The organism is Mesorhizobium sp. WSM4989 (assembly GCF_029625795.1).
Classification (GTDB): Bacteria; Pseudomonadota; Alphaproteobacteria; order Rhizobiales; family Rhizobiaceae; genus Mesorhizobium.
Genome location: NZ_JARTVN010000001.1, coordinates 1,390,045 through 1,402,751 on the forward strand (window position 1 = coordinate 1,390,045; position 12,707 = coordinate 1,402,751).

The 12,707-nt window shown below is 62.9% G+C and carries 11 protein-coding genes and 1 pseudogene; 6 read left to right on the forward strand and 6 right to left on the reverse strand.

Annotated elements, in window-relative coordinates; genetic code table 11:
- Positions 1-9: 9 nt before the first annotated feature.
- The 4 genes from P9217_RS06755 to P9217_RS06770 all read right to left on the reverse strand — a co-directional run bounded on the left by P9217_RS06755 (position 10) and on the right by P9217_RS06770 (position 5,333).
- Positions 10-1,149 (reverse strand): ABC transporter ATP-binding protein, encoded by a 1,140-nt coding sequence (locus tag P9217_RS06755; protein WP_278086362.1) that lies wholly within the window; start codon positions 1,147-1,149, stop codon positions 10-12.
- A gap of 179 nt (positions 1,150-1,328) precedes the next feature.
- Positions 1,329-2,426, reverse strand: a complete 1,098-nt coding sequence (locus P9217_RS06760) for a polyamine ABC transporter substrate-binding protein (protein ID WP_095801099.1) — start codon at positions 2,424-2,426, stop codon at positions 1,329-1,331.
- Positions 2,427-2,766: 340 nt separating this feature from the next.
- Positions 2,767-3,717, reverse strand: coding sequence for a DMT family transporter (locus P9217_RS06765; RefSeq protein ID WP_278086946.1), 951 nt, complete (start codon positions 3,715-3,717; stop codon positions 2,767-2,769).
- A 167-nt stretch (positions 3,718-3,884) separates the two neighbouring features.
- A complete protein-coding gene (locus P9217_RS06770) occupies positions 3,885-5,333 on the reverse strand; it encodes an XRE family transcriptional regulator (RefSeq protein WP_278086361.1) in 1,449 nt (482 codons plus the stop codon).
- A 249-nt stretch (positions 5,334-5,582) separates the two neighbouring features.
- Here P9217_RS06770 and aceA point away from each other — a divergent pair, with 249 nt between their 5' ends.
- From aceA to P9217_RS06785, 3 genes are all read left to right on the forward strand, one after another.
- Complete coding sequence (gene aceA, locus P9217_RS06775) at positions 5,583-6,872, forward strand: isocitrate lyase (protein ID WP_067327261.1); 1,290 nt, start codon at positions 5,583-5,585, stop codon at positions 6,870-6,872.
- A gap of 52 nt (positions 6,873-6,924) precedes the next feature.
- On the forward strand, positions 6,925-7,167 hold the full coding sequence (locus P9217_RS06780) for a hypothetical protein (RefSeq protein ID WP_066989302.1): 243 nt from the start codon (positions 6,925-6,927) through the stop codon (positions 7,165-7,167).
- A 262-nt stretch (positions 7,168-7,429) separates the two neighbouring features.
- A complete protein-coding gene (locus tag P9217_RS06785) occupies positions 7,430-7,846 on the forward strand; it encodes a response regulator (protein WP_164747267.1) in 417 nt (138 codons plus the stop codon).
- Between the two features lie 13 nt (positions 7,847-7,859).
- Here the strand turns inward: P9217_RS06785 and P9217_RS06790 are convergent, their stop codons facing one another.
- Entirely contained in the window at positions 7,860-8,573 is a 714-nt protein-coding gene (locus P9217_RS06790; RefSeq protein ID WP_095781924.1) for an HAD family hydrolase, read from the reverse strand.
- Between the two features lie 182 nt (positions 8,574-8,755).
- Between P9217_RS06790 and P9217_RS06795 the strand changes: the two genes are divergently transcribed.
- The 3 genes and pseudogenes from P9217_RS06795 to P9217_RS06805 all read left to right on the forward strand — a co-directional run bounded on the left by P9217_RS06795 (position 8,756) and on the right by P9217_RS06805 (position 11,682).
- Positions 8,756-10,189, forward strand: a complete 1,434-nt coding sequence (locus P9217_RS06795) for a glutamine synthetase family protein (protein ID WP_278086945.1) — start codon at positions 8,756-8,758, stop codon at positions 10,187-10,189.
- 128 nt (positions 10,190-10,317) lie between these two features.
- Positions 10,318-10,518 (forward strand): annotated as a pseudogene (locus tag P9217_RS06800) (FAD-dependent oxidoreductase); the annotation flags it as partial.
- 261 nt (positions 10,519-10,779) lie between these two features.
- Positions 10,780-11,682, forward strand: coding sequence for an SH3 domain-containing protein (locus P9217_RS06805; RefSeq protein WP_278086360.1), 903 nt, complete (start codon positions 10,780-10,782; stop codon positions 11,680-11,682).
- Positions 11,683-11,723: 41 nt separating this feature from the next.
- On the opposite strand, the gene P9217_RS06810 is transcribed toward P9217_RS06805, so the two are convergent.
- Entirely contained in the window at positions 11,724-12,470 is a 747-nt protein-coding gene (locus P9217_RS06810; protein ID WP_095801133.1) for an SDR family oxidoreductase, read from the reverse strand.
- Positions 12,471-12,707 lie beyond the last annotated feature (237 nt).

Sequence of the window (12,707 nt, forward strand, 5' to 3'; positions counted from 1 at the left end):
GCCGCCCTGTTACCTTGTCAGCACGACGCCGGCGTCCGGCCGGAAGGAAACCCAGGCGCGATCGTTCCAGGTCAGAGGGTCGTCGCTGACGCGGGCAGCGTTCAACGCGCTTGCCCGCACCATCTGTCCGTCGTCGAGCTTGATGTGGTAGACGGTCATGTCGCCAAGATACGCAACGTCATAGACTTCGCCTTCCAGCGCATTGACGGCATCGGCCGGCTTCCTCGACGATACCTTGATCTTCTCGGGCCGGATCGCGAAGACGATGTCGGCGCCCTTGGTGGTGTCGGCGGCATTCTCGACAACGATCTGCGCACCGGTCGCGCCGGTGATGCGCGTCGTATTCGCTGCCCGCTCGGCAACCTTGCCCTCGAACATGTTCACATTGCCGACGAAATGCGCCACGAAGCGCGACGTCGGGGCCTCGTAGATTTCCGCCGGCGTCGCCACCTGCATCACCTCGCCCCTGTCCATGATGGCGATGCGGTCGGCCATGGTCATGGCTTCCTCCTGGTCGTGGGTGACGACGACGAAGGTAAGCCCAAGTTCCTGCTGCAGGTCCATCAGTTCGAACTGCGTCTCCTCACGCAGCTTCTTGTCGAGCGCGCCGAGCGGCTCGTCCAGCAAAAGCACCTTCGGCCGCTTGGCGACCGAGCGGGCAAGCGCCACGCGCTGGCGCTGACCGCCGGAAAGCTGGTGCGGCTTGCGCTTGGCGAACTGCTCGAGCTTGACCAGCCTCAGCATCTCGGCGACGCGCTTTTCGATATCGGGAGCGGGCATGCCTTCCTGCTTGAGGCCGAAGGCGATGTTCCTTTCCACCGTCATATGCGGAAACAGCGCATAGGACTGGAACATCATGTTCACCGGCCGCTTATAGGGCGGAATGCCGCGCAGGTCCTGGCCGTCGAGCAGAATGCGCCCCGCGGTCGGCTCCTCGAAGCCGGCGAGCATCCTGAGCAGGGTCGACTTGCCGCAGCCCGAGGCGCCGAGAAGGGCGAAGAACTCACGTTCGAAGATGGTCAGCGACAGATTGTTGACAGCGGTGAAGTCGCCAAACTTCTTGGTCACCTCGTCGAACTGGATATACGGCTTGGCGCTCGGATCATTCCATGGCGCGAAATCCCTGCGGATGCTGCCAAGCGATTTCATGTCCCACTCCGGGTCTGTTTCGTTCCGTTGGAACGGTTCATGGTTTCGAGAAAACGCCGAACCGCTCCAGCTTTTTGTTTTTGACGCAATTCCGGGCGGAAAACCGTCCCACACTGTTGCTGGAATTGCTTCTAAAGAAAGCGACCCCGGCAGTTTCTGCCGGGGTCGCGTCTCGATGCTTATTGGCCGGTGACGATCTTGGTCCAGGTACGCGTGATGATGCGCTGTGTCTTGGGATCGTAGGGCTGCACGGTGTAAAGCTTCTTGGTCGTCTCCTCGTCCGGATAGACCGAGGTGTCCTCCAGCAGTGCCTTGTCGACGAACTGCTGCGAGGCCTTGTTGCCGTTGGCGTAGAGCACATAATTCGAGGATTTGGCGATGACTTCCGGGGTCATCATGTAGTTGATGAACTCATGCGCTTCCGCGACATGCGGCGCGTCGGCGGGGATCGCCATCTGATCGAACCACATCTGGGCGCCTTCCTTGGGCACCGAATAGCCGATCTCGACGCCCTGCTTGGCCTCCTCGGCGCGGTTTCGCGCCTGGAACACATCGCCCGACCAGCCGATCGCCAGGCAGATGTCGCCGTTTGCCAGCGCGTTGATGTATTCCGAGGAATGGAACTTGCGAATATACGGGCGGACCTTGAGCAGGGCCTCCTCGGCCTTGGCGATATCGTCGGGCGAGGTGCTGTTTGGATCGAGGCCGAGATGTTTCAACGTGGCCGGAATGATGTCGGAGGGGGAATCCAGCACATAGACGCCGCAATCCTTGAGCTTGGCGAGGCTCTCCGGATTGAAGAACACGTCCCAGCTGTCGATCTTGTCGGTGCCGAGTGCCGCCTGCACCTTCTTGACGTTGTAGCCGAGGCCGACCGTGCCCCACATATAGTTGACCGAGTACTCATTGTTCGGATCATACTTTGCGGTGCGCTCCGAAATGACATCCCACATGTTGGAGATGTTCGGCAGCTTGGACTTGTCGAGCTTCTGGAAGACGCCGGCCTGGATCTGGCGCGCCAGGAAATTGGCGCTGGGCACCACGACATCATAGCCGCTGCCCCCGGCCAGCAGCTTCGTCTCCAGGATCTCGTTGGAATCGAAAGTGTCGTAGACGACCTTGATGCCGGTCTTCTTGGTGAAGTCCTCGATGATCGAGCTGTCGATATAGTCCGACCAGTTATAGACGTTGACGACGCGGTCGTCGGCATGGCCGCTCGCGGCGAAGAGCGCCAGAAAGGCCGAAGTCGCCGAAAGCAAAAGCGCTTTGCGGATCATGATATTCTCCTTTGGTGAGTGTTCCCGTGCCGGCTCGTCGCGACATGGGCGCGGGACGGCGTTTGTTTCAGACTATGGAGATTTCCGGAGAGCCACAAGCGCGCGCGCCTGGCAGTGCGCCGGATCGTTGAGTGACGGGCGCCGCCCTTGCCTCCTTTCCAGGAAGCTGTTCGGACGGCCTCAGCGGCGTTGGCCGCGGCGTAAGCAGAGATGTAACGATGCGGTCCGGCCTCGATGAGGCCGGCGGAGTCACTTGGCAAGATACGCCTGTCTTGTTGTTGCCGTAATTGCAGCCTGCCCGGCCCGCAGCGGAGTTGTCAATGGGGAAGACACGCGAGCATCAATTGGGAGACGGCAGCCCGGTGATGCCCGGCCGATCGGGCCGGGTCTGCCGCTTGAACTCAAACGCAATATGAACAAGCAGCGCGGCGATGACGACCGCGCCGCCGATGATGGTGCGCCCCGACGGCACCTCGGAATGGACGAGCCACACCCAGATCGGACCGAGGATCGGCTCGAAAGTGCCGAGCAGCGCCGCGACGGCCGCGGGCACCAGGCGGGCGCCCATGGCGAAAAAAGCAAGACCGACGCCGAGATTGATGACGCCGAAGGCGAAGAGAAAGCCCATGTCGCGCCCGGAGACGGTGAATTCCGTGGCTTGCGAGGCAGCAAAAGCACCGGCGAGCAATGCGCCGAGGCAAGTGGCCGGCACCATGCGCACATGGGCAAAGCGCCGGGTGATCACGGTCGCGAACGACAACATCACCGCGATCAGCAGCGCCAGGCCATCGCCGATCGGCGAGACGGCGCCGTCAAGCGATTTCGAGACCATGATGGCCACGCCGGTGATGACGGCGGCAATGGCGACCCAGGTTCCTGGGGTCACGCGTTCGCGAAACAGCACCCAGGCGAGCATGGCCGCCAGAAGCGGGACACCGGCCTGCATCAACAAGATGTTGGCGACCGTCGTGTAGGCGAGCGCGACGATGAAGCTCGTGGAGGCGGTGGCGAAGCAGAGAGCGACGCCCAGCCCAGGCAGGCCCATGTCGCGGAACAATCTCCAGGTGCCGCGCCAGCCGTCGCGCCAGAGCATGAAGGCGACGAGGAAGCCCACCGCCCAGATCGAGCGCCAGAACACCACGGTCCAGCTGTCGCCGACATGGATGAAGCGAGCGATGGTGCCGCCAAAACTCCACATCAGCGCCGACAGGAAGACCAGCAGCATGCCGATCCGCTCCTCGCGCGGCGAGACGGCGGCCAAGGCAACGCGAGACGAGGCGGTATCGGTCATAGGCGAGACTGTCAGCGATTTGCCGGCGGCACGATCCACCACGGACGACCACACCATATCCCATTCGCGTAGCGCAAATGCTGGAGCCAGGCGTGATCCAGCATCCGCTGAAATGTAGGACAAAGCCGGCTTGCGGGTCGCTGAACCGCTGCGGCTGGCGGGGGGTGCTACCCCTGGAAATCGAAGGCGCTGAGACCCGTCGCCATCTCGTCGAGGCCAAGCGGCCGGGTCACCGGCGGCTCGGCGCGCGCCAGGCAGCCGACGCGCTCGCAGAGCCTGCAGGCCGGGCCGACCGGCGTTGCATATGCCGTGCTCTGCGCGGCCTTGGCGGCGGACGGTCCGGGCAGCGCCGCGCTGTAGACGATCTCGTCGCGAAAGCCGATGTCGCAGCCCAGCAGAAGCGCCGTGCGCCGCGGCCGCTCGGAAAAGGCGCCTTGCGGCCCTTCGAGCGTGCGGGCGATGCAGAGGAACTCGGTCCCGTCCGGCATTTCCACCGCCTCGACCAGGATCCGGCCCGGCTGCGAAAAGGCCGCATGGACAGGAAGCTTCGGACAGGCGCCGCCGAAACGGCTTTGCGGATAGCCCAGGCTGCCCGCCTTGCGGAAGCGGTTGCCGGCACTGTCGACCTCCAGCATGAAGAACGGTACGCCTGAGGCGCTCGGCCGCTGCAGCATGGTCAGGCGGTTTGCCGCCTGCTCGAAGGAGACGCCGAAGCGCGAACGCAAGACGTCGACGTCGTAGCGGGCGCGGACGGCCGCTGCATGAAAGGCGTGATAGGGCATCATCAGCGCGTGCGCCGCATAGCGGCCGAGCTCGAAACGGGCTAAGCGGCGCGCTTCGTCCGTGCCGAGCTTCAACGTCTGGATCTCGCCCGCCACGGCCACCGTCATGCGCATCAGGCTCGCCTCCATGGCGACCTCGCGCAGCTGATCGAAGGGGGAGAGCCGCTCTGACAGGAACAGGCGTTGCGAATGGCGATCGTAGCGCCTGCGCCAGTTCGGCATGGTGGCCACCGGCAGCACCTTGACCACGATGCCGTGCTCGCGCCTTAGCCACGCCTTCAGCGTGCCGAACAGGTCGTCGCCTGGATCGAGCAGCGAAATGAAGGCCTCGGCTTCCTCCTCCAGCGCGGCGAAATGGTTCGGCCTGCGCTCGAAAGTCTCGTGCACTTCGTCGACAGGCAGGCGCGTGCCGGACAATGCGGTCGCCCTGCCCTCCCGCGCCAGGAGTTCATTGAGATCCGACAGCCGATCGGCCTGCTCGCGATAGGCGCGAAACAATTTCACCATCGCGGCGGAAGCGTTCGGCGCGATCTCGGCGAGGTCGATCAGTTCCTGGTCGCCCGGCAGTTCGCCGGCCAGCAGCGGATCGCCGAACACTTCCTTCAGCGCCGCGATCGATCCTTTGGTCTCGCCCTGCAATTCGTGCGGGTCGATCTTGTAGGCCGACGCCAGCTTGAGGATCAGCTGCACCGTCAGCGGCCGCTGGTTGCGCTCGATGAGATTGAGGTAGGACGGCGAGATGCCCAGGCCTTCGGCCATCGCCGTCTGGGTCAGGCCCTTGGCGTTGCGAAGCCGGCGGATGCGCGGCCCGGCGAAAATCTTCTGCTCGGCCAATCGGCTACCTTGAAAAGAGTTTTACATAACGGCGCGCCGTCGCGGGCTCATCCAGCTTTTTACAATCATGACAGATTTACAGCCCCGACCTGTCAAACGCAACACCAGTTTTCCCGTATTTTAGCGGGCAAGCTCCGGTTTTTCTGGCGACTTTTGCGGCGCAATGTAAACAATGTAACACGTGAACGGCCCACAGATACGTCCCTCAAACGGGCCATCTAAACAAGCAAGACTGACCTGGAGCAATCGATGACTGATTTTTACAACCTCGTCCCGTCCGCGCCGGAGGGCCGTTTCGACGGCATCGAACGGCCCTACTCGGCGGAGGACGTGAAGCGGCTGCGCGGCTCGGTCCAGATTCGCCATACGCTTGCGGAGATGGGCGCGAGCAGGCTGTGGAAGCTGATCCACGAGGAAGATTTCGTCAATGCGCTCGGCGCCATGTCGGGCAACCAGGCCATGCAGCAGGTCAGGGCGGGCTTGAAGGCGATCTATCTGTCGGGCTGGCAGGTCGCGGCCGACGCCAACACCGCGTCGGCCATGTATCCGGACCAGTCGCTTTATCCGGCGAATGCGGCGCCGGAGCTGGTCAAGCGCATCAACCGCACGCTGCAGCGCGCCGACCAGATCGAGACATCCGAAGGCAAGGGTCTTTCGGTCGAGACCTGGTTCGCGCCGATCGTCGCTGACGCCGAAGCCGGCTTTGGCGGGCCGCTCAACGCGTTCGAGATCATGAAGGCCTTCATCGAGGCCGGTGCCGCTGGCGTCCACTATGAGGACCAGTTGGCGTCGGAGAAGAAGTGCGGCCATCTCGGCGGCAAGGTGCTGATCCCGACCGCAGCGCATATCCGCAACCTCAATGCGGCCCGGCTTGCAGCGGACGTGATGGGCACGCCGACGCTGGTGGTGGCGCGCACCGACGCGGAAGCCGCCAAGCTGCTCACCTCCGACATCGACGAGCGCGACCGGCCTTTTGTCGACTATGACGCCGGCCGCACGGTCGAGGGCTTCTATCACGTCAGGAACGGCATCGAGCCCTGCATCGCGCGCGCCGTCGCCTACGCTCCGCATGCGGACCTGATCTGGTGCGAAACCTCGAAGCCGGATCTTCAGCAGGCAAGGAAGTTCGCTGAAGGGGTGCACAAGCACCACCCGGGCAAGCTGCTCGCCTATAATTGCTCGCCGTCGTTCAATTGGAAGAAGAACCTGGACGACGCGACCATCGCGAAGTTCCAGAAGGAACTCGGCGCCATGGGCTACAAATTCCAGTTCATCACACTGGCCGGGTTCCACCAGCTGAACTTCGGCATGTTCGAACTGGCCCGCGGCTACAAGGAGCGCCAGATGGCGGCCTATTCGGAACTGCAGGAGGCGGAATTCGCGGCGGAGGTCCATGGCTATACCGCGACCAAGCATCAGCGCGAAGTCGGCACCGGCTATTTCGATGCCGTTTCGATGGCGATCTCCGGCGGCCAGTCTTCGACCACCGCCATGCATGAGTCGACCGAGCACGCCCAGTTCAGGCCGGCGGCCGAGTAATGACAACACCAGAGGAAACGCCCGAAGGGCACTTACGTCGAGGAGAACAGCAATGGCATCGATAAGCCGGGTCAAGGAACGGGCCGAAGAACAATCAAGCGCGATGAGCGTCGATCAGCAGGCGACGATCCGCATGCTTGCCAACGACTTGCACAGGCTCAACCAGTCTGTGATGAAGGCGGTCGAAGCAGGTGTGTCCGTCGAGCTGGTGCGCTCTGCCAGGCACCATGGCGGAGACGGCAACTGGGGTGATCTTTTGATCCCAGTGATCGTCACCCATCAGAACCAAGGCTGACGTAACGTCAACAATCACTCGCGAGTGTCTCCCGTGTGCTATACGTTCCGGGAGACGTTCGTTTTTTCGAATTGTGGCCGTGGCGCCGGGGAGAACTTGCGCCGGCTTTTAGCAATTCTTGCTATATTATCATTTTCCATTATTTTTGCTTGACACCGCTGGCGATCTCGCGCCAATTGCGCGCTTAAGGTTTCAACCCTGCATTGAACCAGAGCCTCCGCCATACATGTGTCCCGCCAATCGTGACGACTCTGAAAAACCAATGAAACCGGCGGACCGTGGCGCGGCGGCCCGGCTGCCGGCGGATATCTCCAAGGTGCTGGTGGTCGGCAAATCGTCGATCAACCGGGTCGTCGTATCGAAAATCGTGGAAAAGTCCGGGCTGAAGCCGATTTCGGAGCCTCCGGAGGCGGCCGAGAAAGCTTTGGCCGGCCTGGTTCCCGGCGCAATCATACTCGACGGCGGACCCGACGACAGGGATTGCGACAGGTTGCTGTCCGGCATCGACGCGCTGCGGCGCGCTTCCGGCAAGGCGCGGCCCGCCGTGATCCTGCTTTCAACCAGGAATGGCACGCCGGACAGCCTCGGCCTGTCGAGCGTGGTCGACGCCGTGGTCGCCAAGCCGATCACGCCCGAAAGGCTGCAACCAGTAATCGATCGCCTGGTCGGCCGCGGCTAGGCAGAGGCGACGCTCAGCCGGGCTTCGCTATTGCCTCGACCAGTGCCGGCAACTCGCCGAGATCTGCGATCTCGCGAAAACGCGGCGCCGCGACAGGCGCCTCGGCGTGTTCGATCGCCCAGGTCAATTCGTGCGGCACATGGATGCCCCAGCCACCGGCCTCGATGGCGGGAACAACGTCGGACTTGAGCGAGTTGCCAACCATCATGCTGTTCTGCGGACCGTCGCCATGGCGGCTGAAGATGCGGGCATAGGTGGCTGCGCTCTTGTCGCTGACGATCTCGACGGCATCGAAGAGATCACCCATTCCCGACTGCGCGAGCTTGCGCTCTTGATCGAAGAGGTCGCCCTTGGTGATCAGCACCAGATGGTAGGAGCCCGCCAGCTTTTCGACCGTCTCGCGGGCATGCGGCAGCGGCTCGATCGGATGGCTCAGCATCTCGCGGCCGGCAGCCAGGATTTCGCCGATGACCGAACCGGGCACCTCGCCGTTTGTGATCGCGACGGCCGTCTCGATCATCGACAGCGTAAAGCCCTTAATGCCGAAGCCATAGAGGGCGAGGTTGCGCCTTTCCGCTTCGAGCAGCCGTGCCGCGATGTGCTCATGATCGCCGTGCTCGGCCAGCAAGGCGGCAAAACGCTTCTCGGTCAGGCGGAAGAACTGCTCGTTCTGCCACAGCGTGTCGTCGGCATCGAAGCCGATGGTGGTCAAACGTGGAGCGGACATGTGCGACCCTTTGCTTACAGGCTCATCTAGACCCTGTGGCGCTGCGCCGCCAGCAAGAAGACAGGCACGCCGGTTCCTTTGGGCTGCGGCTCGGCTTGCCTGTGGCGACGCGGGCGCCTCCCCTTTCCTTCCGCCACGGCGCCCGGCTATACTTTGAAATCCGCAACACAATCTGGTGAATGATGCCGCCTGAAAAAAAGGAAGTCCGTCCGTCGAGCCGGGGGGGACGCGCCCGCACGCCTGCCTTCTTGAAAAACGAACGCGGTGTGAAGAACTGGAAGGAAGCCAGCGCCTGGCTGGAATGGCGCGGCATCGAGGACATCGAGTGCATCACGCCGGACCAGGCCGGCGTCGCCCGCGGCAAGATGATGCCGTCGAAGAAATTCACCTCCAACACATCGCTGGCCTTACCTTCGGCCGTCTTCATGACGACGATATCCGGCGGCTATCCGGAAGACGGCAATGGCTTCCACTATCCGGAGGACGACGGCGACCTGAAGCTCTTGCCCGATCTCTCGACACTGACCGTCGTGCCCTGGGAGGAAGATCCGACCGCCGCGGTGATCTGCGACCTCGTCCACCAGGATGGCCGCTCCGTCGAATTCACGCCGCGCAACGTGCTGAAGCGCGTGCTGGCCGCCTATGACGACCGGGGGCTGAAGCCGGTGGTGGCGCCCGAGATCGAATTCTATCTGGTACGCAAGAACCCCGATCCGGACTATCCGCTTACGCCGCCCGTCGGGCGCTCAGGGCGGCCGATCGGCGGCGGCGCCGGCTATTCGATCGCGGGCGTCAACGAGTTCGACGAACTGATAGACGACATCTACCATTTCTCGGAGCGGCAAGGCCTGGAGATCGATACGCTGATCCACGAGGAGGGCGCCGGCCAGCTCGAGATCAACCTGCGTCACGGCAATCCGATCGAGCTTGCCGACCAGGTCTTCATGTTCAAGCGCACGATCCGCGAGGCGGCGCTGAAGCACGAAATCTACGCCACCTTCATGGCCAAGCCGATCCAGGGGCAACCTGGCTCGGCCATGCATATCCACCAGTCGGTGGTCGACAAGAAGTCCGGAAAAAACATCTTCTCGGCCGAAGACGGCGCCGAGACGGATGCGTTCTTCCATTTCATCGGCGGCATGCAGAAACACGTGCCGAACGCGCTGGTGATGCTTGCGCCTTACGTCAATTCCTATCGGCGGCTCACGCAGGCTGCGTCGGCGCCGGTCAACAACAAGTGGGGCTACGACAACCGCACGACGGCTTTCCGCGTGCCGCGTTCCGATCCAGCGGCGCGGCGCGTCGAAAATCGGATTCCGTCCTCGGACGCCAATCCCTATCTGGCGCTTGCCGCCTCGCTTGCCTGCGGGTTGATCGGCATGAACAACAAGGTCCAGGCCGAGCCGCCGGTGCTGACGACCGCCAACGAGGACGAGATCGACCTGCCGCGCAGCTTGCTCGAGGCCGTGGACCTTTTCGAGGCCGACAAGGAGCTTGGCGCCATCGTCGGCAAATCCTTCGCAGCCACGTATGCGGCCATCAAGCGAGCCGAGTTCGAGACATTCATGGAAGTGATCAGCCCTTGGGAGCGGGAGTATCTGTTGCTGAATGTGTGAGCGGCCACTTCGTCGAGTGAATGGGTGAATAGTGAATGGTGAGTAATTTCATATTGGATGGGTGAACGCAGCCAGAGCGCTCTAGCAAAGCATTCACTATTCACCATTCACCTGCGTTTCCGCATGCCTCGATGGGCGGGTATTCCGGCCACGGCATCATGCTGTCCAACTTCTTCGGCAAGCTCTACGCCGAGACGGTCGCGGGCAATCGCGACCGCCTGAAGCTGATCGAGTATCTGAAGATTCCCGCCTTCCCGGGCGGCCGTCGTTTACGCGCACCGCTGCTGTTTCTGGCGCTCAACTGGTTCGCACTGCGCCGCAGGATCTGAAGCCGGAACATGTGCAGAAGCTGTTAATTCGACAAGTCCGCTTCCCTAACGGCACGTTGCGGAATCCTTAACAAACGCGCAGAATTTCGCAAAAAGGCGCACTGATGCCATAATCGGCGGTAAAAGATGCCGGTTCTGGGCGATAAGACGGGGATTTGCGCGGGCCTGCCCGCTGGAAATTTCGGGACCGATGCCGATCGGCCGCGAACGGTTTGCGGCAAGATCGAAAGAACGTCGGCCCGGTTGTTGGAGGTGGTTTAGGTGAACGAGCCCTTCAGTTTCGGTGCGCCGGAACGACGGCACTTTGCCGTGCGGTTCGGCTATGACATGCGGCCCTCGTTCTGGCAGGGCCTGCAGTCGAACGCGCATCTGGTGATCGCGGCCGTCGGCACCGCGGCGCTGCTTGGCGTGGCGGCGGTGGCGCTTTGGCTGGCCTTGCCGGCCAATGAGCGGCAGGCGATCGCGAAAACGGAGCAGACCGTCCCCGCGATCCCGGTCAAGACGAAGAAAATCGCTCCGACGGTATCGAGCGCTGTCAGTGTCGCCGCCGCGCCGCAAGCCGCGCGCAAGGCCGATGCGGTTTCGCCCATGACTGCATCCCGAGAAGCCGCCATCCCGGCACTGGCTTCCAACAATCCCCGCTGGAACGGCACGGTTGGTGAGCCTGCGCCCGCGGCGGATGCTCCGCCGGCCTCATCCGCTCAGGCAGCGGAGAAGCCGGCGACGCAGAACGACAAACCGGCGGTTGCCGCCTTCGCCGAATCCGGGTCCGGAAACGATGCTTCGGCCGCCCTGGATGAGGTCGCGGCGCCAGCGCCGGCGGCTGCCCAACCGGCAGACGCAAAAAAGCCTGACGACAAAATGGATGCGGCCCAGACCGCCGCCATCCCGGACGCGAAGCCCCAAGTTGCCGAGGCCCAGCCGGCGTCACCCGAGGATGCGGCACAGGACGAGCCGAAGCCCGAAAACGCCGGCACTGGCACCAATGGACGCGTCCTGAGGGCTGTTACCATGCGTTCCGGCCCGAAGAACGGCGCCGCCGCGATCGTCACTGTGCCTGCCAAGTCAGCCGTGCAGGTGATGAGCTGCAAAAAATGGTGCGAGATCGTCTATAACGGCAAACGCGGCTGGATCTACAAGAGCTTCGTCAAGACCGGCGCCTGATTTGGACGCTCTTGGCGGCCTGACGCCGCCGCGACGTCGGTTCAGATGCAGCGCCCGCCGTCGACCTCCAGCGCCACGCCGGTGATGAAGGCCGCCTCGTCCGAAGCCAGCCAGAGCGCCGCGTTGGCGATGTCGAGCGGCGTCGACAGCCGGCCGAGCGGGATAGAGGCGCGGAATTTTTCGCGGATCTCCGGCGTGTCGGCGCCCATGAACTTCTCCAGCATGCCGGTCTCGCCGGCGACCGGGCAGAGGCAATTGACGCGGATGTTCTTCGGGGCGAGTTCGACCGCCATCGACTTGGTGGCGGTGATCGCCCATCCCTTGGAGGCGTTGTACCAGGTGAGGCCCGGCCGCGGCCTGATGCCGGCTGTCGAAGCCGTGGTCAGTATGACGCCGCCGCCCTGCCGGTCCATGATCGGCACCACGGCAAGCGCGGCATGATAGATCGCCTTCATGTTGACAGCGGTGATCAGGTCGAAGGTTTGCTCGTCGACGCCGAGCATGTCGCCGTTGCGATGGGTGTAGCCGGCATTGTTGACCATGATGTCGACGCGGCCGAAGGCGCTTTTGGCGGCATAAACCATCTCGTCGAATTCGGAGCGTTGCGAGACGTCGGTCTGGGTCCAGATCGCGTTGTCGCCGATTTCCTTCGCCACGCGCGCTGCGCCCTTGGCGTTGAGGTCGGCAACCACGACGCGCGCGCCTTCCTCGGCGAAGCGCTTCGCCATGCCCTCGCCGAAGCCCGACGCCGCGCCGGTGATGATGGCAACCTTGTTTTGCAGACGCATGGTTTTCCCCATCATTGAAGGGCCGGCGGTCGCCATTCTCCCTTAGCTTTCGTCACATTCAGGTTCTATGTTGCAGGCGCGAACGCTTCCGGAAAGCTGTTGCTTGCCGACAAGCCTCCCGGTGGCGCCAGTGTCAAGGCCGCATTTGGGCCCAATCGATTGTCCAGCGATTGGTCTCGGATGTGACACCATGACACTGGACGATTTAAATCGATTAGAATATATCAGCCCCGCTAC